The sequence below is a fragment of the Microbispora sp. CSR-4 genome, from assembly GCF_008033685.1.
Classification (GTDB): Bacteria; Actinomycetota; Actinomycetes; order Streptosporangiales; family Streptosporangiaceae; genus Microbispora.
The window spans coordinates 1-17,120 of the sequence record NZ_VJVX01000007.1 but is presented as its reverse complement, the minus strand read 5'-3'; the positions used below and the strand labels follow the sequence as shown (position 1 = coordinate 17,120).

Here is a 17,120-nt window from a genome sequence, read left to right as displayed (position 1 = left end):
CGGTCAGAACTCGCAGGGCATGTGCTTGATGCCGTTGATGAAGCTGGACAGCAGACGCTCCGGTGCGCCCGCCTCGATCTGCGGGACCCGCCGCAGCAGCTCGCGGAACATCGCGGTGATCTCGCGGCGGGCCAGGTGCGCGCCGAGGCAGAAGTGGGGGCCCGGGCCGCCGAATCCGACGTGCGGGTTCGGGTCGCGCAGGATGTCGAAGCGCAGCGGGTCGTCGAACACCCGCTCGTCGCGGTTGGCCGCCCAGTAGTACAGCAGGACCTTCTCGCCCATGCGGTAGAGGTTGCCGTTCATCTCGTGGTCGCGGGTGACCTTGCGGCGCATGTAGTTGACCGGCGCGGCCAGCCGGACGATCTCCTCGATCGCGCGCGGCGCCCGGCCCTCGAAGTCCTCCAGCCACAGCCGGCGCTGGTCCGGGTTGAGCGTGAGCAGCCGCATGCCGTGCGAGATGGCGTTGCGCGTGGTCTCGTTGCCCGCCACGACGAGCAGGATGAAGAACGAGCCGAGCTCCTGGGCGGTCAGCCGCTCCCCGTCGATGTTGGCGTTGACGAGGGACGAGGTGAGGTCGTCGGTGGGGGTCTCCATCCGCAGCGCGGCCAGGTCCTGCACGAGCTGCTGCAGCTCCATCCCCGCGGTGAGCAGCGCGTGGGCGATGTCCTCGCGCTTGCTGACATATTCGGGGTCGGTGGCGCCGAGGACGATGTTCGAGCGGTCGAAGACGAACTGATAGTCCTTCTCCGGGATGCCCATCATGTCGCAGATGATCTTCAGGGGCAGCTTGGCGGCCACCTCGGTGACGAAGTCACAGCCGGGGCCGGTCTCCAGCAGCTCGTCCACGATGCGCGAGGCGGCGGCGTCCACGTCGGACTCGAACTGCTTGATCATCCTCGGCGTGAAGGCGCGCGAGACGATCCGCCGCAGGCGCGCGTGCCGCGGGTCGTCCATGTTGATCATCGAGCCGAAGTATTCGGCGAACTCCCCCGGCAGGTCGGGGATGTTGGTGGCCCCGCCGTCGCCCGAGCAGAAGACCTCGGGGTTGCGGCTGGCCTCCAGGATGTCGGCGTGCCTGACGAGCGCGTGGTAACCCGGCCCGGTGATGCCGCCCAGGCTGAACTCGGGCTCGGGGAAGAAGGCCGGCTTGTCCAGGTCGCGCAGCAGCCGGAACGCGTGCTCCCGCTCCTCGTCCGGGCGGCCCCAGAAGTCCCAGTCGTTCAGGTCGATGTCCGCCGCCGAGGTGATGGGCGTACGCTCCGTGGGCTGTGTCGTCATGGTGGGGGCCGGCCCTTCCGAGTGACTAGAACCACATTCGGTTTCTAGTCTGCCACACCGGACCGTTCACCCGCAGCGGCTCAGACGCCCATGCGCCGGCGGCGGGAGGACGGACGGGGCCGGACGGACGGGGAGCGCAGGATTTCGGACCTGTTCTCGTCTCGCTCCTTGGCGCGTCGCCGGGGCGCCCGGACAGTTGGGCCATGACTGACACGACGCCTGAAGGACACACCGGCAACCGGAGCGGCATCCGGCGCTGGGGACGTTTCGCCCTCCACTACGTCGAGATGATCATCGCGATGTTCGCCGGGATGTTCGCGCTCGGCCTGCTGTGGTCCGCCCTGGGGTTCGACCCCTCGTACGACAGTGATCCCGAGCCGGCCTACCTGCTGATGGCGTTCGACATGTCGGCCGGCATGGCGGCGTGGATGCGGGTGCGCGGGCACTCCTGGGCTCCGACCCTGGAGATGTGCGCCGCGATGTTCGTCCCGGTCGTGCCGCTCTTCCCGCTCCTGTGGCTGGGCATGATCGACGGCATGGCCGTGATGGTCGCCGCCCACGTCCTGATGTTCCCGCTGATGCTGGCGGCCATGTTCCGGCGCCTCGACGAGTACGCCCACTGAGGCCGGCGTTCAGAACCGGTAGCTCATGTGCTTGACGCCGTTGATGAAGTTGGACAGCAGATAGGACGGCTCGCCGACGGACCGGATGGCGGGCATGCGGTCGAACAGCTCCCGGAACATCACGGTGATCTCCCGGCGGGCGAGGTGGGCGCCCAGGCAGTAGTGGGGGCCGGGGCCGCCGAAGCCGACGTGGGGGTTGGGGCTGCGGGTGATGTCGAAGACGTCGGGGTCGCGGAAGACCGTCTCGTCGCGGTTCGCCGAGTTGTAGAACAGCAGGACCTTGTCGCCCGCGCGGTAGTCGTGGCCGTTCATCGTGTGGTCCCGGGTCACGGTGCGCCGGAACTGGATGACCGGGCTGGAGTAGCGGACGATCTCCTCCACCGCGCCCGCGATGCGCCCGTCGAAGTCCTCCAGCAGCAGCGCGCGCTGGCCGGGGTGGTCGGTGAGCAGTTTGAGCCCGTGGGCGATGGCGTTGCGCGTGGTCTCGCTGCCCGCGACGACCAGCAGGATGAAGAACGAGCCGAGCTCCTGGGCGGTCAGGCGTTCCTCGCCGTTCACGAGCCTGCTGGTCAGGTCGTCGGTGGGCCGGCGGCGGCGCTCGGCGGCCAGGCGGCGGGCCAGCGCGTTCAGGTCGTGCCCGGCCCGCAGCAGCGCGGCCAGGCCCCGGGCCGTGGTCCAGCGGCCGAAGGAGCCGTCCGGCCGGGACGGGTCGGCCGCGACCCCCGAATATTCGGAGTCGGCGTTGGCCAGGATCGTGTTCGTACGGCGCAGCACCCGGTCGTGATGATCGGCCGGGATGCCCATCATGTCGCAGATCACCCGTACGGGTAACCGGGCGGCGATCTGGGTGACGAAGTCGCCCGGCCCCTCCCGTACGGCGGCGCCGACGATCTCCCGGGCGGCCCGGCTCAGGTCCTCCTCCATCTTGGCCAGGATGCGCGGGGTGAACGCCCGCGAGACGATCCGCCGCAGCCGGGCGTGCCGGGGATCGTCCATGTTGATCATCGAGCCGAAGTAGACCGCCAGCCAGCGGGGCATGTCCGGGATGCTGTTGGCCGTCGGCTCGCTGCTGAAGACGGCGGGGTCGCGGCTGGCCTCGGTCACGTCGGCGTGCCGCACCAGCGCGTAGTAACCGGCGCCGTGACCGATGAAGGGGATCTTGTTCTCGCGGAAGAAGGCGGGGTGGTCGAGCGCCCGCAGGCGGCGGAACGCCTCGTGCCGCTCGGCCTGGGGCAGGCCCCAGAACGGGATGCGGGACAGGTCGGCAGCCGTGTCCATGCCGCCACTCTTGTGCGGGGGCACGGCATCGTCAAGGGTCGGGAACGCCCTTGTAACCAGACCCTCAAAATCCGGACCTTGAGCCGTTACGCTGAGGTACCTACCGGTTGGTATGGACCGAGGGGTCCGATAGAAGAGGGAGCGGCAATGCTCAACCTGGCCGTCGTGCTGGAAGACAGCGCACGGGAGAAGCCCGACGCCACCGCGGTCGTCTTCGGCGACATGCGCCTGCCGTACTCGCTCGTGAACACCGTGGCCAACCAGGTCGCCAACCTGCTGGTCTCGCGCGGCATCGGCAGGGGCGACAAGGTGGCACTGGCCTGCCCCAACGTGCCCTACTTCCCGTTCGTCTACTACGGGATCCTCAAGGCGGGCGCGACCGTCGTCCCGCTGAACGTGCTGCTGCAGGCCAGGGAGATCGCCTATCACCTGGACGACTCCGACGCCAAGGCCTTCTTCTGCTTCGAGGGTTCGCCGGAGCTGCCGCTGGGCGAGCGGGGCCGGGCCGGCTTCGCCGACGCCGAGGGCGCCGAGCACTTCTTCGTGCTGCCCGCCACGCCGTTCGCCACCGAGTCCGAGCTCGGCGAGACGCTGTGGGCGGCCCTCGACGGGGTGTCCGGCGAGTTCGAGACCGTGCAGACCTCCGCCGACGACACGGCGGTGATCCTCTACACGAGCGGCACCACCGGCCAGCCGAAGGGCGCCGAGCTCACCCACCAGAACATGGTCATGAACGCCATGGTCAGCGAAGGCATGTTCCCCCGGCAGGGGGAGGACACCTATCTCGTCGCGCTGCCGCTGTTCCACTCCTTCGGGCAGACGGTGCTGATGAACGCCGGGTTCCTGCGCGCAGCCACACTCGTGCTGATGCCGCGCTTCGAACCGGTCGAGGCCCTCACGCTGATGAACCGGGAGAAGGTCACGCTGTTCGCGGGTGTGCCGACCATGTATTGGGCCATGCTCACTGCCGTGCACGCCGGCGCGGCCGAGGTGCCGTCGTCGCTGGTGACGGCGGCCTCCGGCGGTTCGGCGCTGCCGGTCGAGGTGCTCAAGGACTTCAGCGCGACGTTCGGCGTGAACGTCCTGGAGGGGTACGGCCTGTCGGAGACCGCGCCCGTGGCCTCGTTCAACCAGCCGGGCAGGCCCGCGAAGGCCGGCTCGATCGGCACGCCGATCTGGGGCGTGGAGATGAAGCTGGTCGACGCCGAGTGGAACACGACCGACGAGATCGGCGAGATCGCCATCCGCGGCCACAACATCATGAAGGGCTACTACAACCGGCCCGAGGCGACGGCCCAGGTCATGAAGGACGGCTGGTTCCGCACCGGCGACGTGGCCCGGCGCGACGAGGACGGCTACTACTTCATCGTCGACCGGGCCAAAGACATGATCATCCGCGGCGGCTTCAACGTCTATCCGCGGGAGATCGAGGAGGTCCTCATGACCCACCCCGCGGTCTCGCTCGCCGCGGTCGTCGGGGTGCCCCACGACTCCCACGGCGAGGAGGTCAAGGCGTACGTCATCCGCAAGCCCGGTGCCACGATCACCGAGGAGGAACTGGTGGCGTGGTGCCGGGAGACGATGGCGGCCTACAAGTACCCGCGGATCGTGGAGTTCCGCGAGTCCCTGCCGATGACCGCCACCGGCAAGATCCTCAAGCGCGAGTTGCGCTAGAGCTCTTTACGGCCAGTCGAGGGACGGGCGCAGCGGCACGTGTGCCTGTCCCTCGTCGTCGAGCCGGACGCCGAGCACCTGGTGCAGCTGCACCTTGTTGCGCTCGAACCCGACGACGCAGCCGGCCATGTAGAGCCGCCAGACCCGGGCGGTGCCCTGGCCGACCTCCTCGACCGCCTCGTCCCAGTGGGCGTCGAGGTTCTTGCACCACTCGCGCAGCGTCAGCGCGTAGTGCTCGCGCAGGTTCTCCTCGTGGCGGACCTCGAAACCGGTGTCCTCCATCTGGCGGATCAGGTAGCCCACCGACTCGAGCTCGCCGTCCGGGAAGACGTAGCGGTTGATGAAGCCGCCCTTGTTGATGGTCTTCTCGGTGCTGGTCGGGCGGGTGATGCAGTGGTTGAGAATGCGCCCGCCCGGCTTGAGCTTGCCGTACAGGAAGGAAAAGTACGACGGCAGGTTGTCCTTGCCGATGTGCTCGGTGAGGCCGATCGAGCTGACCCGGTCGAAACCGGTTTCCGCGACGTCGCGGTAGTCCATGTAGCGGACCTCGGCGAGCTCGGACAGCCCGGCCTCCGCGATGGCCTTCTGCGCCCACTCGGCCTGCTGGCGCGACAGCGTGACGCCCAGGCCCTTCACGCCGTACTCCCTGGCCGCGTGCATGACCATGCCGCCCCAGCCGCAGCCGACGTCGAGCAGCCGCATGCCGGGCTTGAGGTCGAGCTTCTTGGCGACCAGGTCGAACTTCGCGTACTGCGCCTCCTCCAGCGTCGCGTCCGGCCGCGGGAAGACCGCGCACGTGTACGCCATGGAGGGGCCGAGCACCCACTCGTAGAAGCGGTTGGAGACGTCGTAGTGGTGATGGATCACCTCGGCGTCGCGCTGCTTGGCGTGCCGGCTGCCCAGCTTCGCCAGCGTGCTCTGCCGCGCCTCCTGCGGCGGCGGCTGGACGCGCATCAGCAGCGGCTTGATCCCGAGCGACCGGATCGCGGCGATCTTCTCGCTGAGCGGCAGGTCGTTCAGGGTCAGCGACCACATCCGGTCGAGCAGGGTGTACATGTCCCCGTGCACGTCGATGTGCCCGGAGATGTACGCGCGGGCGAGGCCGAGCTCTCCCGGCGCCTGCGCGAGGTAGGCCACCGCCACGGGCGACTTCACCTCGATGCGGAGGTCCGCCCCCGAGGATCCGGCCTTGCTGCCGTCATAGGCGACGAACTCGACGCCGGCGTCAGGACCGACGATCTTCTCGAAGATCTTCGCAAGAGTCATTGCACCTCTCCCGACGTATCGACGCCTACCGGCCTCTGACGCACTTGTCGTAGAGGTCCAGCAGCCGGCCGCCCGGGTCGTAGGCGCGCTTGACCGGCCAGTAGGCGTCTCCGTTGTAAAGCCGCCAGAACTCCTCCCGCTCGTAGAAGGAGGTGGAGTAGAGCGACTTGTGGCCGTCGAGCGAATGCACCGCCCGCTCGATCAGCCGGTTGTAGTACCCGTCGTACTGGCCGCGCGGCAGCGGAACCATGCCCCAGAAACCGAAGTTCACGTACAGGCGGCCGGGTTCCAGCGGGTATAGGGCCCACCGGTCGGTCGCCTTGAGCGGGCACATCCACACCGGGGTCATACCGACCCTGTCGTGGAAGACCTCCAGGAACTCGGCGCCGCGTTCGATGGGCACCTCGACGTCCTGGATGACCGACTCGTGCACGGGGTTGTTCCGCCAGCGGTCGATCCGGGCGGTCACGCCGTACCTCTGGTCGAGGCCGACGAGCTTGCGATAGACGTCCGACCGCAGGTAGCGGCGCGGCAGGAGCGAGCGGACCAGCGGCTGCTGCACCCCGAAGGCGCGCGAGCACCAGAACCAGTCGGTGTCCCAGCGCCACAGGTAGTCGCGCACCGTCAGCCAGTCGCGGACGCGGCTGCGGATCGACTGGTAGTAGATCCGCATGCCGGTGTAGTCGGACGTGTAGGGCGCCCGGTCGGAGAACGAGCCCACCGTGATGTACAGCTCGTCCGGGCCGAAGAACGTGCCGTCGACGAAGTCGACCCGCTCGCCGTCGTGCTCGCGGCTGTCGCAGATCTCCTGCATGGCGAGCATGCACTTGCCGGCGTCGCTGAAGCGGATGTGCGTCAGCTTGACGTACGGCTTCACCCTGGCCAGCTTGATGCGGATCCGCAGCGCGTAGCCGAGCGTGCCGTAGGAGTTGGGGAACGCGTGGAACAGGTCCGCGTGCTCGTTGTCGGCCCGGGCCACGACGATCCGCCCGTCGCCGGTGAGGATCTCCAGTTCCTCGACCGACTCGTGCGGCAGACCGTCCTTGAAGCTCGTCGACTCGATGCCGAGGCCCGTGACCGCGCCGCCCAGCGTGATCGTCTTGAGCTGCGGCACCACGTAGGGCATGAGCCCGTACGGAAGCGTCGCGTCCACCAGGTTCTCGTACGTCGTCATGCCCTGGACCTCGGCGGTCATGGTCACCGGGTCGACGTCTATGACCTGGTCCAGATCGCGGGCGGACAGCGTCGCCGTCTTGGCCGGCGCGCGGAAGCGGAACAGGTTCGTCGTGGCCTTGGCGAGCCGGGGAGCGGAGTCCTCCGGTATGGCCGCGTAGGAGTCCCTGATCTGCTCGACGGCCTTCTGATGGGCGGTCATACTGGCCGTGCGCTCTGGCATGACACCACCCCCATGGATCGTAGAGATCGGCTCTTGGCACGCTATCCCCGGCGGGGAACGCAGACCAGAGTAGACACGTTACGCCCCGGAAAACTATCTGGAATTCCCGCGGCGCACCGTCGGCGTAGATCGTATCCTGCTCTTTTTCATCGCCTCCGGCGCCCCTGCCGTAACAGGGGAATTCGTCATCCGCCGGGCACGCGACGGCGGACCAGGGGATCGGCGCCGTTGACCACGTTGACCACCGGACGGCCTTCCGTCGCGGCGGTGAGGTTGTCGAGCACGCACCGGATCAGCCGCGTCGTCGCCTCGGGCGTCACCCCGGCGGCGTGCGGCGACAGCAGGACCTGCGGACAGGAGCGCAACGGGTCGTCCGGCGCCGGGGGCTCGCTGTCGTACACGTCCAGCGCCGCTCCGGCGAGGTGACCGGACTCCAGCGCGGTCAACAGCGCCGCGTTGTCGACCACCGCGCCCCTGGCCGCGTTGACCAGCACCGATCCCCTGGGCATGCGGGCGATCCGCGCCGCGTCGATCAGCCCGACGGTCTCGGGCGCGAGCGCCACGGCCAGGACGACCACGTCGCTGCCCGCCACCAGCGTGTCGAGATCCGCGTAGTCCGCGCCGTACGTCTCGGGCTTGGGCGTGCGCGACCAGTAGGAGACCCGGCAGCCGAGCGCGCCGAACATGCGGGCGCAGGCCGCGCCGATCGGCCCGAAACCGATCACCCCCACCCGGCAGCCGGACAGCTCGCGGCGCTGGTAGGCGAACTGCGGCCACTCCCCCGCCCGCATGGCCCGGTCGCCGTCCGCGAGATGGCGCAGCAGCGCCAGCGCGGCGGCCAGGCACCATTCGGCCACCGCGGCGGCGTTCACCCCCGCCGTGTTGGCGAGGGGCACCCCGGCGCGGGCCAGCGCCTCCAGGTCGTGCCCGTCGACGCCGACCGACGGCTGCTGCACGAACGCCAGGCGCGGCGCCAGCCGTACGGCCTCCGCGTCGAGGGCCAGGGCCCCGCTCCAGTCGCCGACGACGATCTCGGCCTCGGGCAGTGCGTCGAGCAGCGCCGCGCGGTCGTGGCGGGCGGGGACGCGCACCTCGACGCGGCCGTCGAGGTCGGCGAGCAGGCCGCGCACCGCGTCCTCCGGGAGCGGTGGCAGGGCAAGAACATTCCACGTCACGGGCGCAGTCTCGCATGCCTACAGAAACATGTTCTACTAATGCGCGTGAAGTGATACCGCTCCGAGGAGGGTTCGGATGGAGGAGTCGCGGGGGCCGCTGACGGGGATCCGGGTGCTTGAGCTGGCCGGTCTCGCACCCGGGCCGTTCGCCGGGATGATGCTGGCCGACCACGGCGCCGAGGTGCTGCGCGTCGACCGGGTGAAGGCCGTGAGCGACACCCCGCGCCGCGACGTCATGGACCGCGGCAAGCGCACGATCGGCCTCGACCTGAAGTCGCCGGAGGGCGTGGCCGCCTTCAAGCGGCTGGCCGAGCGGGCCGACGTGGTGATCGAGGTGTTCCGGCCCGGAGTCGCCGAACGGCTCGGCATCGGGCCCGCCGACCTCCACGCGGTCAACGAGCGGCTGGTCTACGGCCGCATGACCGGCTGGGGACAGGACGGCCCGCTCGCCTCCACGGCGGGGCACGACATCGACTACATCGCGATCGCGGGGGTGCTGTCGATGCTGGGCCGCGCGGGCGAGAAGCCCACCCCGCCGATCAACATCCTGGGCGACTTCGCCGGCGGCGGGCTCATGCTGGCGTACGGCGTGCTGCTGGCGCTGCTGGAACGCGAGCGCACCGGACGCGGCCGGGTGGTGGACGCCGCGATGGTCGACGGCGCGGCGCTGCTGTTCTCGATGTTCTACGCCGGGGTGCACTCCGGTCACTGGGGCCCGCGCGGCACCAACCTCCTCGACACCGGCGCGCCCATGTACGACACGTACGAGACGGCCGACGGCGGCCATCTCGCCGTGGGCCCGCTCGAACCGCGGTTCTGGGCCGAGATGCTCGCCCGGATGGGTGTGGAGGACATGCCCGACCGCGACGACCCGGCCAACTGGCCGGCCATCAGGGAGCGGCTGACCGAGATCTTCCGGTCGCGCACCCGGGCCGAGTGGGAGGCGGTCTTCGAAGGGTCCGACGCGTGCGTGTCCCCTGTGCTCGACCCGCGCGAGGCCGTACGGCATCCGCACAACCGGGCGCGCGGCACGTTCGTGGAGGTCGACGGGCTGCCGCAGGCCGCGCCCGCGCCCCGGCTGGTCGGCGCGCCGCGCGGCGACCTGTCCCCGGCCACCCGGCTGCACGACCTGAGCGCCTGGGGCCTGCCCGCCGACGAGGCGAAGGCCCTGCGCGCCGCCGGTGTGCTCGCCTGACCGGTTCCCGCAGCGCCCGACCTTCTCGGCAGTTCGACCCCGGCCCCGCCCCCTCGGCCGTTCCGGCCCGACCGGCTCCCCCGCGGTTCCGGCCTGACCCCTGCCCGCCGCCCCCTGCCTCCCGCCCCCTGCCCGCCGCCTCTGCCCCTTAGCCCCCTGCCCCCCCGTTTCCCCCGTTCCCCCCTGTGACGATCGAGGAGTTCCCCCGCACATGGACGTTTTCGAAGCCCTCTACACGACCCGCGCCATGCGGCGGGTCAAGCCCGACCCGATCCCGATGGAGGTGCAGGAACGCATCCTGGACGCCGCCGTCCGCGCCCCCAGCCCGGGCAACACCCAGAGCTGGCGGTTCCTGCTGGTGGACGACACCAGGGTGAAGGAGCAGCTCGGGCCGCTCTACCGGCAGGCGCTCGGCGTCCTGTTCGAGACGCACTACAAGCCGATGCGCGAGCGGGCCGAGGCGACCGGCGACACCCGCACGCTCAGCGTCATGCGGTCGGCCCAGCACCTGGCCGACCACTTCGAGTCCTATCCCCTGATGCTGTTCGCCTTCACCCGCAACGACACCAGCGGCGGCTCCATCTATCCCTCGGTCTGGAGCGCCCAGCTCGCCGCCCGCGCGTTCGGGGTGGGCAGCGCGCTGACCACCGTGCTGGGGCTGTTCCACGGCGAGGAGACCATGCGGATCCTCGGCGTGCCCGAGGGCAAGGGCTGGCAGATCGCCTGCACCGTCACCTTCGGCTACCCGACCGGCCGGTGGGGTGTGGCCCCGCGCCGGCCCGCCCACGAGGTGTCCTTCCGCAACCAGTGGGGTGAGCCGGTCGGCTTCGAGATCCCCGAGCCCCTCTGGACGCCCTGAGCCGATCACGCTGATCGCCCTCCAATGAAGCAGGTCTTGAATCGAATGTAGTACATCTACTACATTCGAGAGCACGGCTACTTCATTGGAGGGCGCATGCCTGACGTCGCCATCCGCGTACGCGGACTCCGCATGGCGTACGGGCCTGTTCAGGTCCTGAACGGCGTCGACCTCGACCTGCGCAGGGGCGAGGTGTTCACGCTGCTGGGGCCCAACGGCGCCGGCAAGACCACCCTGGTCGAGATCCTGGAAGGGTTCCGTACGGGCTGGTCCGGCGAGGTCGAGGTGCTCGGCGAGAACCCGGCGCACGCCGGGGACGCCTGGCGGGCACGGCTCGGCGTGGTCATGCAGTCGTGGCGCGACCACCCCCGCTGGCGGGTGCGCGACCTGCTCGCGCACGTCGCGGCGCACTACGACGATCCCCACGACGTCGACGAGCTGCTCGCCGCGCTCGGCCTGACCGAGGCGGCGCGCAACCGGGCCGGGGTGCTGTCCGGGGGCCAGCGCCGCAGGCTCGACGTCGCGCTCGGCATCGTCGGCCGCCCCGACGTGCTGTTCCTCGACGAGCCCACGACCGGGTTCGACCCCGAGGCCCGGCGGGAGTTCCACCAGCTGATCGAGCGGCTGGCCGGCGAGGACGGCCTGACCGTGCTGCTCACCACGCACGACCTGGCCGAGGCCGAGCGGCTGTCGGGGCGGATCGCCGTGCTCGTCGCCGGGCGGGTGGTCACCTGCGGCAGCCCCGCCGAGCTGGCGCACGCCGTACAGGCGCCGTCGCTGGTCCGCTGGGCGGACGGCGAGCTGGAGACCGCCGATCCCTCCGGGGTGGCCTGGGAACTGCACCAGCGGTACGGCGGCCCGGTCCCCGGGCTGGAGATCAGGCGGCCGACCCTGGAGGAGAGCTACCTGGATCTCATCGAGGAGGCGCGGGGAACGCGCGAGACGGCGACCGTGGGAGGGGCACGATGAACGCGACCATTCTGGGGCTGCGGCGGGGCTGGACCGAGCAGCTCAACCTCTGGAGCGACCGCAAGGAACTGCTGAACGCCGTTGTCGGGACCGTCGGCACCTACGTGGTGCTCATCCTGTTCATCGGCGGCAACAACGTGCCGGGCACGCCCGTGTCGATGGCGGCGTTCATGACGCCGGGGTTCCTGGCGTTCGCGGCGTTCTCGACCGGGCTGATGGGGCTGCCCATGCTGATCGCCGCCGATCGCGAGGAGGGCACGCTGATGCGCGCCCGGACGCTGCCGGGAGGCATCCGGGTCTACCTGACCGGGCGGGCCGTCACGACGCTGCTCACGATCGGGCTCAACGCCGCGCTCGTCCTGGTGGCGGCCGTGCCGCTCGGCGGGGCGGCCACGCCGCCGACACCCGGGCGGTGGCTGACGCTCGTCTGGGTCCTGGTGCTCGGCACGCTGGCCGTCGTCCCCATCGGCGCGGCCATCGGCACCCTGGTGTCCGGCCCGAAGGCGGCCGCGGCCATGCTCGCCCTGCCGACGATGCTCCTGATGCTCATCTCCGGGGTGATGGTCCCGCTGGAGATGATGCCCGGCATAGTGCGCGGCATCGCCCAGGTCTTCCCGCTCTACTGGCAGGGCCTCGGACTGCGCGCGGTGTTCCTGCCCGACTCCGTCCTCCCGGCCGAGCTCGGGAACAGCTGGCCGCTCGGCCGGGCCGCGGCCGTTCTGGGCGCGTGGGCCGTCGGCGGTATGGTTCTAGCCCCCTGGTTGCTGCGCCGGGTCCGTGGACGGTGAGCGGACTCGCAGGCCCGACGGAGGTGAGACGTGGCCGAGGAGCCGGTGTTCAACCGCATCGCGGTGCTGAGGGCCGACCGCGGCGTCTCGCGCCGGGATCTGGCGGCCGCGCTCGGGGTGCACTACCAGACGGTGGGCTACCTGGAGCGCGGCGAGTACAGCCCGAGCCTTCACCTGGCCCTGCGGATCGCCGAGTTCTTCGAGGTGCCCGTGGAGGTCGTCTTCTCCCTCAAGCCGTTCCCCAAACTCGGGAGCACATCGTGAACTGGGGCGAAAGATGGCACGCGCACGCCGCCCGCAGCATGGAACACCCGATGTTCGTGCCGCTGTACCGCACCCGCGCCCGGCGCCGCCTGCTCGTCGCCGTGGGCGCGACCGGCCTGCTGGTGATATGGGCCGACGCCATCGTGTCCTGGTACATCGCGCCGAGCGACACGGCCGTGACGGTCAACTTCGTGCTGCTGACCATCGCGCTCGTGTGCTACCTGCCCTCGGTGACCGCGCTGAACGCCGCCACGCGCGGACTGGCCTCGCTGCCGGAGCGCCGCCTGGACGAACGGCAGATCGCGGAACGGCTGCGCGCCTACACGGTGGCCAACACGCTGATGCGGCTGATCCTCACGGTCGTCACGGCCCTGGTCCTCGCCGCGATGTGGGGAGACGGCCCCGCGGCCCGGGTGCCGGGGGCCGCCATCGCTCTCGGCCTCATCGCGGTGTGGCTCACGCACTACGTGCTGCCGTTGCTGGTCGCCGGGTGGCGGCTGCCCGACCCGCCGCCGGACGACGACCCCGGCGACGAGCAGTGACCGGCGGTCAGGCCGGCGTGGCCTGAGCCTGCGCCGGGGGCCCGGAGGGCTCACCGAACGACGGCAGCGTGGCCACGAAGAGATCGACGCCGTCGGGGTGGTGGATCTCCAGGTCGGTGGTGAAGGCGCGGGCCGGGACGCCGCCCGACTCTGTGTGCTGCCGCACCTGCTGCCAGACCTCGGCGAGCGCCCCCGGCAGCGGTCCCCGCGCCTCGAACAGCAGCGCCGGCACGCCCGGCACCCGTACGGCGACCATGCCCTCGGGCAGTCGCGCCGCCGTGCGCACGGCCACGCCGACGATCTGGGTGTAGGCGCCGTTGTGGTCGCTCTCGTAGTCGGTGAGCACGGCGTACAGGTTCTCGTCGACCCGGCCGGGCACGTGCGCGAAGGCTCCGGGCGCTCCGGCACGGGCCCACAGGCCCGGCAACTGGGCGCGGGCCGGGTCCGCCTCCGCCGCGTTGGTCGTCCGCACGGCATAGCCGACGACGAGCGCCTCCGGACGGTCAACGATGATCACGTGCTCTCCTTTCAGGCGAGGTCAATGTATCCCGTGTCCGGGTCTGCTCAGGCGTCGGCCGGGAATGCCGTTTATGACCCGCTCACAACGTAGGCTGGACAAACGTGCGATTCCTCAATGATGTGACGCCGCCCTACGATCTCACGTACAGCGATGTCTTCATGGTGCCGTCCCGCTCCTCGGTCGGGTCGCGCCTGGCCGTGGACCTGTCCACCGGCGACGGAACCGGCACGACGATCCCCGTCGTCGTCGCCAACATGACCGCCGTCGCGGGCCGCCGCATGGCCGAGACCGTCGCCCGGCGCGGCGGCATCACCGTCATCCCCCAGGACATCCCGATCGACGTGGTGGCCGACGTCATCGAATGGGTGAAGAGCCGTGACCTCGTCCACGACACGGCCATCACCCTCACCCCTCACGACACCGTGGGCGAGGCGCTCACCCTGCTGCCCAAGCGGGCGCACGGCGCGGTCATCGTCGTCGACTGGGACAACCGCCCGGTCGGTGTGGTGACCGAGGCCGACTGCCACGGCGTCGACATGTTCACCCAGCTCTCCCAGGTCATGACCGCCTCGCCGCAGACGCTGCCGCGGGGCGTGGACCCGCAGTCCGCGTTCGACGCGCTGCACGAGGGCCGCCACCGGCTGGCGCCCGTGGTGGACGAGGACGGCCGCCTGGTCGGCATCCTCACCCGCACCGGCGCCCTGCGCTCCACGCTCTATCAGCCCGCCGTGGACGCGAACGGCCGGCTGCGGATCGCCGCGGCGGTCGGGGTGAACGGCGACGTGGCCGCCAAGTCCAAGGAACTGCTCGACGCCGGTGTCGACGTGCTCGTGGTCGACACGGCGCACGGCCACCAGGAGAAGATGATCTCGGCGCTGCGGGCCGTGCGGGCGCTGAAGCCCTCGGTGCCGGTCGCGGCGGGCAACGTCGTCACGGCGGAGGGCGTACGCGACCCCGTCGAGGCGGGCGCCGACATCGTGAAGGTCGGCGTGGGCCCGGGCGCCATGTGCACGACCCGGATGATGACCGGCGTGGGGCGGCCGCAGTTCTCCGCCGTGCTGGAGTGCGCGGCCGAGGCCCGCCGCCTGGGGCGGCACGTGTGGGCCGACGGCGGCGTGCGCCACCCCCGCGACGTCGCGCTGGCGCTCGCCGCCGGAGCCTCCAACGTCATGATCGGCTCGTGGTTCGCCGGCACGTACGAGTCGCCCGGCGACACCCGCACCGCCCCCGACGGCCGGAAGTACAAGGAGAACTTCGGCATGGCCTCGGCCCGAGCCGTACGGCTGCGCACCGCCGACGACACGCCGTTCGAGCGGGCCCGCAAGGCGCTGTTCGAGGAGGGCATCTCGACCTCGCGGATGTACCTCGACCCGGCGCGGCCCAGTGTGGAGGACCAGATCGACGCCATCGTGGCCGGTCTGCGCTCCTCCTGCACCTACGCGGGCGCCGCCACCCTGGAGGAGTTCCACGAGCGGGCGGTGATCGGCGTGCAGAGCGCCTCCGGCTACAGCGAGGGCATGCCGCTGCACCAGAGCTGGTGACCCCTCCTGTTCCGTAGAGGAATATCGGGCTCTCCGGGGGTAGTGCGTTCGTGTACCGACCGCACTACCCCGCGGAGGCGATCATGCAGTACTCCCCGGCCGGAGGGCCGGTCAGTATGGCGGCCGACAGACGGCTGCTGGTCAGCTACGACAACTACACCGCGGCGCAGCGCGCCGTGGACACCCTGTCCGACGCCGGGTTCCCGGTGGAGAACACCGCGATCGTCGGCAGCGACCTGCGCCTGGAGGAGACCGTCACCGGGCGGCTCACCAACGGCAGGGCGGCGCTGTCCGGCCTGATCACCGGCGCGGTGTTCGGGTTCGTCGTCGGCCTGTTCCTCGGGCTGTTCACTTCGACCACGACCTCGTTCTTCGGGCTGGTGCTGTGGTCGATCCTCTGGGGCGCCATCGCCGGGGCGGCCTTCGGTTTCACCAGCCACGCCTTCACCGGCGGGACGCGCGACTTCTCCTCCCGGAGCTCGATCGTCGCGGGGCGCTACGACGTGCTGGTGGCCTCTTCCCTGCTCGACCAGGCCCAGGCCCTGCTGCAGGGCGGTGCGCCGCCGGCCGACACCGTCGTCGTCCAGCGCCCGCCGACGGCCGGCCCCGTCACGACGTCGCCGGCCGCGGCCGACACCGCTCCGCAGGCCGCCGCCTACCCGGCGGAGGAGGATCGGGCGGTGGATCAGGCGCAGGCCCGCGACGACGACCGGGCGGACCTGCCGAGGGGCCGCCGCCCGTGACCCTTCGCCGCCTCTCGGCATCGGCGGAGTTCCGGCGCCTTCCCCACCCGGGTGGGGAAGGCGTTGTCGTGCCGGCCGCCCCCGGTAGAGTCGTCAGCCTGCCGGAACCACCGGCACCGCAAGCGCTTGGGGCACTACAGAAGCAGGAGGCCCACGTGGCACTGGAGAAGCCGGAGATCGACTTTCCCGAGGGCGCCCCGCCCGCGGACCTGGAGATCGTCGATCTCGTCGAAGGGGACGGGCCGGAGGCCAAGCCGGGGCAGAACGTGACCGTCCACTACGTAGGGGTGGCGTTCTCCACGGGTGAGGAGTTCGACGCCTCCTGGAACCGCGGCCAGCCGTTCCAGTTCCCGCTCGGCGGCGGCCGGGTCATCGCCGGCTGGGACCGTGGTGTGGCCGGCATGAAGGTCGGCGGACGGCGGCGTCTGACGATCCCCCCGCACCTCGGGTACGGCAACCGCGGCGCGGGCGCCGTCATCAAGCCCGGCGAGACGCTCATCTTCGTCGTCGACCTGCTCGGCGTCGGCTGACCGAGCCGCGGTGAGGCGACCGCGGCGTCCCCGGATTCGGGGGTCCCGGATTCACGGGTCCCGGATTCACGGGTCCCGGATTCACGGGTCCCGGATTCACGGGTCCCGGATTCACGGGTCCCGGATTCACGGGTCCCGGATTCACGGGTCCCGGATTCACGGGTCCCGGATTCACGGGTCCCGGATTCACGGGTCCCGGATTCAGGGGTCCCGGATTCAGGGGTACCGGATTCGGGGGTAGGAGAGCGGAAGCGGTTCGAGGATGATGGCCGGGTGGCAGATACCCCCCCGAACCGCCTCTCCATGACCCCCTTCGATCGGGGTTCCTCCCCTCACGGCCGCCCGCGGGGCGGCCCCCCGCGAACGCCGGCTTCCGGGAGGCTGCCTAATGCTTTTGTCAAGCCACCGCAGCCCGGACATGGCTAGGGTCGTACGGCCTCCTGTGCCGCAGAATCGCGTGCAGGACGTTGACACGGCGG

17 protein-coding genes are annotated in these 17,120 nt (G+C 70.7%); 11 read left to right on the top strand and 6 right to left on the bottom strand.

Features of this window, described 5'->3' with window-relative positions; translation table 11 throughout:
• Window positions 1–3: 3 nt before the first annotated feature.
• Window positions 4–1,278 carry a cytochrome P450 gene (locus FLV34_RS08575; RefSeq protein WP_147942814.1) on the bottom strand — a complete coding sequence of 425 codons (1,275 nt, stop codon included), beginning with the start codon at window positions 1,276–1,278 and terminating at the stop codon, window positions 4–6.
• A gap of 203 nt (window positions 1,279–1,481) precedes the next feature.
• On the opposite strand from FLV34_RS08575, the gene FLV34_RS08570 reads away from it, so the two are divergent.
• Window positions 1,482–1,901 (top strand): hypothetical protein, encoded by a 420-nt coding sequence (locus FLV34_RS08570; protein ID WP_142645774.1) that lies wholly within the window; start codon window positions 1,482–1,484, stop codon window positions 1,899–1,901.
• Between the two features lie 9 nt (window positions 1,902–1,910).
• Here the strand turns inward: FLV34_RS08570 and FLV34_RS08565 are convergent, their stop codons facing one another.
• Window positions 1,911–3,179 (bottom strand): cytochrome P450, encoded by a 1,269-nt coding sequence (locus FLV34_RS08565; protein WP_147942813.1) that lies wholly within the window; start codon window positions 3,177–3,179, stop codon window positions 1,911–1,913.
• 147 nt (window positions 3,180–3,326) lie between these two features.
• Here FLV34_RS08565 and FLV34_RS08560 point away from each other — a divergent pair, with 147 nt between their 5' ends.
• The gene (locus tag FLV34_RS08560; RefSeq protein ID WP_142645776.1) at window positions 3,327–4,853 is read left to right on the top strand and encodes a long-chain fatty acid--CoA ligase; all 1,527 of its coding nucleotides are present in this window, start codon (window positions 3,327–3,329) and stop codon (window positions 4,851–4,853) included.
• 6 nt (window positions 4,854–4,859) lie between these two features.
• Here FLV34_RS08560 and FLV34_RS08555 read toward each other — a convergent pair whose 3' ends face one another.
• The 3 genes from FLV34_RS08555 to FLV34_RS08545 all read right to left on the bottom strand — a co-directional run bounded on the left by FLV34_RS08555 (window position 4,860) and on the right by FLV34_RS08545 (window position 8,690).
• A complete protein-coding gene (locus FLV34_RS08555; RefSeq protein WP_142645777.1) occupies window positions 4,860–6,119 on the bottom strand; it encodes a class I SAM-dependent methyltransferase in 1,260 nt (419 codons plus the stop codon).
• A 25-nt stretch (window positions 6,120–6,144) separates the two neighbouring features.
• Window positions 6,145–7,515: an FAD-binding oxidoreductase gene (locus tag FLV34_RS08550; RefSeq protein WP_147942812.1), complete on the bottom strand. Its 1,371-nt coding sequence runs from the start codon at window positions 7,513–7,515 to the stop codon at window positions 6,145–6,147.
• A gap of 185 nt (window positions 7,516–7,700) precedes the next feature.
• Window positions 7,701–8,690 carry a 2-hydroxyacid dehydrogenase gene (locus tag FLV34_RS08545; protein ID WP_142645779.1) on the bottom strand — a complete coding sequence of 330 codons (990 nt, stop codon included), beginning with the start codon at window positions 8,688–8,690 and terminating at the stop codon, window positions 7,701–7,703.
• Between the two features lie 76 nt (window positions 8,691–8,766).
• Here FLV34_RS08545 and FLV34_RS08540 point away from each other — a divergent pair, with 76 nt between their 5' ends.
• The 6 genes from FLV34_RS08540 (at window position 8,767) to FLV34_RS08515 (ending at window position 13,307) form a co-directional block, all read left to right on the top strand.
• Window positions 8,767–9,885: a CaiB/BaiF CoA-transferase family protein gene (locus tag FLV34_RS08540; protein ID WP_142645780.1), complete on the top strand. Its 1,119-nt coding sequence runs from the start codon at window positions 8,767–8,769 to the stop codon at window positions 9,883–9,885.
• A 211-nt stretch (window positions 9,886–10,096) separates the two neighbouring features.
• The gene (locus FLV34_RS08535) at window positions 10,097–10,744 is read left to right on the top strand and encodes a nitroreductase family protein (protein WP_142645781.1); all 648 of its coding nucleotides are present in this window, start codon (window positions 10,097–10,099) and stop codon (window positions 10,742–10,744) included.
• Between the two features lie 96 nt (window positions 10,745–10,840).
• The gene (locus FLV34_RS08530) at window positions 10,841–11,713 is read left to right on the top strand and encodes an ABC transporter ATP-binding protein (RefSeq protein WP_147942811.1); all 873 of its coding nucleotides are present in this window, start codon (window positions 10,841–10,843) and stop codon (window positions 11,711–11,713) included.
• The gene (locus FLV34_RS08525; RefSeq protein WP_142645783.1) at window positions 11,710–12,501 is read left to right on the top strand and encodes an ABC transporter permease; all 792 of its coding nucleotides are present in this window, start codon (window positions 11,710–11,712) and stop codon (window positions 12,499–12,501) included. Before FLV34_RS08530 ends, FLV34_RS08525 begins: the two co-directional genes overlap by 4 nt.
• A 30-nt stretch (window positions 12,502–12,531) precedes the next feature.
• Entirely contained in the window at window positions 12,532–12,765 is a 234-nt protein-coding gene (locus FLV34_RS08520; protein WP_076434397.1) for a helix-turn-helix transcriptional regulator, read from the top strand.
• On the top strand, window positions 12,762–13,307 hold the full coding sequence (locus FLV34_RS08515; RefSeq protein ID WP_142645784.1) for a hypothetical protein: 546 nt from the start codon (window positions 12,762–12,764) through the stop codon (window positions 13,305–13,307). Before FLV34_RS08520 ends, FLV34_RS08515 begins: the two co-directional genes overlap by 4 nt.
• Before the next feature lie 7 nt (window positions 13,308–13,314).
• On the opposite strand, the gene FLV34_RS08510 is transcribed toward FLV34_RS08515, so the two are convergent.
• Window positions 13,315–13,824, bottom strand: a complete 510-nt coding sequence (locus FLV34_RS08510) for a GyrI-like domain-containing protein (RefSeq protein ID WP_142645785.1) — start codon at window positions 13,822–13,824, stop codon at window positions 13,315–13,317.
• A 104-nt stretch (window positions 13,825–13,928) separates the two neighbouring features.
• Between FLV34_RS08510 and FLV34_RS08505 the strand changes: the two genes are divergently transcribed.
• The 3 genes from FLV34_RS08505 to FLV34_RS08495 all read left to right on the top strand — a co-directional run bounded on the left by FLV34_RS08505 (window position 13,929) and on the right by FLV34_RS08495 (window position 16,641).
• Window positions 13,929–15,368 (top strand): GuaB1 family IMP dehydrogenase-related protein, encoded by a 1,440-nt coding sequence (locus FLV34_RS08505; RefSeq protein ID WP_147942810.1) that lies wholly within the window; start codon window positions 13,929–13,931, stop codon window positions 15,366–15,368.
• Between the two features lie 50 nt (window positions 15,369–15,418).
• Window positions 15,419–16,111 carry a general stress protein gene (locus FLV34_RS08500; RefSeq protein ID WP_187280576.1) on the top strand — a complete coding sequence of 231 codons (693 nt, stop codon included), beginning with the start codon at window positions 15,419–15,421 and terminating at the stop codon, window positions 16,109–16,111.
• Between the two features lie 155 nt (window positions 16,112–16,266).
• Window positions 16,267–16,641 (top strand): FKBP-type peptidyl-prolyl cis-trans isomerase, encoded by a 375-nt coding sequence (locus FLV34_RS08495; protein WP_142645787.1) that lies wholly within the window; start codon window positions 16,267–16,269, stop codon window positions 16,639–16,641.
• Window positions 16,642–17,120: the final 479 nt, after the last annotated feature.

Excerpts from the sequence above, each read along its gene's own strand:
- FLV34_RS08575 (WP_147942814.1), bottom strand. The coding sequence starts at position 1,278 with ATGACGACACAGCCCACGGAGCGTACGCCCATCACCTCGGCGGCGGAC.
- FLV34_RS08570 (WP_142645774.1), top strand. The coding sequence starts at position 1,482 with ATGACTGACACGACGCCTGAAGGACACACCGGCAACCGGAGCGGCATC.
- FLV34_RS08565 (WP_147942813.1), bottom strand. The coding sequence starts at position 3,179 with ATGGACACGGCTGCCGACCTGTCCCGCATCCCGTTCTGGGGCCTGCCC.
- FLV34_RS08560 (WP_142645776.1), top strand. The coding sequence starts at position 3,327 with ATGCTCAACCTGGCCGTCGTGCTGGAAGACAGCGCACGGGAGAAGCCC.
- FLV34_RS08555 (WP_142645777.1), bottom strand. The coding sequence starts at position 6,119 with ATGACTCTTGCGAAGATCTTCGAGAAGATCGTCGGTCCTGACGCCGGC.
- FLV34_RS08550 (WP_147942812.1), bottom strand. The coding sequence starts at position 7,515 with ATGCCAGAGCGCACGGCCAGTATGACCGCCCATCAGAAGGCCGTCGAG.
- FLV34_RS08540 (WP_142645780.1), top strand. The coding sequence starts at position 8,767 with ATGGAGGAGTCGCGGGGGCCGCTGACGGGGATCCGGGTGCTTGAGCTG.
- FLV34_RS08535 (WP_142645781.1), top strand. The coding sequence starts at position 10,097 with ATGGACGTTTTCGAAGCCCTCTACACGACCCGCGCCATGCGGCGGGTC.
- FLV34_RS08530 (WP_147942811.1), top strand. The coding sequence starts at position 10,841 with ATGCCTGACGTCGCCATCCGCGTACGCGGACTCCGCATGGCGTACGGG.
- FLV34_RS08525 (WP_142645783.1), top strand. The coding sequence starts at position 11,710 with ATGAACGCGACCATTCTGGGGCTGCGGCGGGGCTGGACCGAGCAGCTC.